At 55.7% G+C, this 1,874-nt stretch carries 2 protein-coding genes; both read right to left on the bottom strand.

All coding sequences use genetic code 11. The features are described 5' to 3' along the window. A partial coding sequence (locus tag ACSV5M_RS21705; RefSeq protein WP_439178943.1) for an ATPase, T2SS/T4P/T4SS family occupies positions 1 to 1,214 on the bottom strand: 1,214 nt, incomplete at its 3' end. Further along, positions 1,211 to 1,714 (bottom strand): hypothetical protein, encoded by a 504-nt coding sequence (locus ACSV5M_RS21700; protein ID WP_439178942.1) that lies wholly within the window; start codon positions 1,712 to 1,714, stop codon positions 1,211 to 1,213. The genes ACSV5M_RS21705 and ACSV5M_RS21700, both read right to left, overlap by 4 nt. Between the last annotated feature and the right edge of the window lie 160 nt (positions 1,715 to 1,874).

Genomic DNA, 1,874 nt, shown 5'->3' with positions numbered 1-1,874 from the left:
GGGCACAGACGCGGCAGGCGACGTTGGAAAATCAGCGCATTAACGTTGCTCGCTTGCGTCATCACTTGCTTGGAGATGCCGAGGCCTTCGAGCTTGCTATAGATACCCAGAGGACTGCCGGCGTGGCCCGTTAATATCACGCCGTGGCCGGACTCCAGCATATGAAGAAACAGGCCTGCTGATTCATGGCCCCGGACTTCCCCGAGAAATAAATAGGTTGGGTTCATCCGCATAAGTTCTTTGACGTGCTCGCTCAAGGCCTGTAATTCACCGCCCTTGGATTCGCGCACCGCGTGTTGATGGACACCACGCATCACGTATTCAGGAGGGCTTTCCAGAGAACGGATGACGATGTCAGGGCGCGTGCGACTGAGGTTTTCCAGCATGACTTTCACCGTCGTGGTTTTGCCACTGCTGGTTTGTCCTGCCAGAACAATAGCCCCGGAGTCACGACGACTGGCGCGCTCCAACATACGCGCTTGTTGGAGCGGCAAATTCAAATCATGGATTGAATTAAAACCGCTTGTCTCACTCATCATGAGCAGACGCAGCGCGAAATCCGTTCCGCCGGGAAACGCAGGTTTGGATTGGTACCGGATGCGCGTGCGGTGTCCGGCCCACACACCATCACCAGCCGCGAATTGCGCTGAACCAAACTTAAAAATCGGTTCTTCGACCGTCTCCTGGTCCGCTTTGCTTTGATAAAAACACTGCATCATGCCTTCGATTTCATCACGCGTGTAATCGCGATACGGCGTGATCATTGTGTCGATATCCAGCTCGGCCAAGTACTGCGTTTGCGAGCCTTTACGTGGCGATATCATGATGTCGGCCGCACCACGGGTAACTGCTTCCGTAATCAGCTCATCGAGGCGTTCACGGTCCTCCTGGGTAATTAAACGATCCGCAGCATCCGTTGATGCCAGAGCCGCCTGCTGGTCATGCAACAAGGTAAGAATCGATTGTTCGGCGTACAGCGGTTTCACCGTGTACTCCAACCGGTGTGCATGTCGCGCCGCCTCGAAATACGCTTGGGATGGATAACACCCGGGCGCGACCAGCAATAAGCATTCGCGGTTGACACCACTCACCAGCGCGACTTTTTCGCGCATGAGCGGCTGAATGGCCAGCTCGCCATTGTCGCCGGACAATAACCGCCAGTCGGCGGTACCGGCATGCGCCGTCAGTTCATCGATTTGCCTTACGCGCTTCATGGCATCAACCCCGGTGGCAATTGCATGGCGCTGTCACGTAGCGACGTCCCGACCTGGCGAGGAGCTTGTTCGGACACTGCCGACACAGAGGTGAGATACAAGCGACTTGTTTTACCGTTGCGTTCGATGGTCACGTACTGCGGCGTGACGCCAGAGAGTCGGTAGCCACCCGGCAACACATCTCCCACGCCATAATCCGTCACTGAACCGAGATACAAAATCTCCACGCGATACGAGGCTCTATCCGCACCGAACACGCCCACAAAATAGGGTTCGGGTTCCGCCTGCGGTGGCACAAACGGATCAGGTCCTGTGGGCACGGGCATCGGCGCTGGCTGCACAGGCTCCGCAGACGGCTTGGCATTCTCACGCGCATAGGTCGCCTGTTCCTCCAGGATTAATTGATCAACAATACCGGTATGGTCAGCGGTTAATGCGCTACTCACCGGAGGCTCGCCATCAGCGAGAACGCCCTGGGCGACCAGTACAAGACCAAACATCGTCAATCGATTTTTTAGGTTACGGCTTAACAACATAGTCACCCTCAATCCGCCAAGTGGCGGAATAATGGCCGCTGTCGCTGCGATGAAATTCGAGCAACAGGGACTTACCAAAAAACACGCGTGCGTCCAGCTTTTGCAAACTGCCGATCAGCAATTT

The organism is Cellvibrio sp. ARAG 10.3 (assembly GCF_051846955.1).
Classification (GTDB): domain Bacteria; phylum Pseudomonadota; class Gammaproteobacteria; order Pseudomonadales; family Cellvibrionaceae; genus Cellvibrio.
This window is presented reverse-complemented; position numbering and strand designations above follow the sequence as displayed.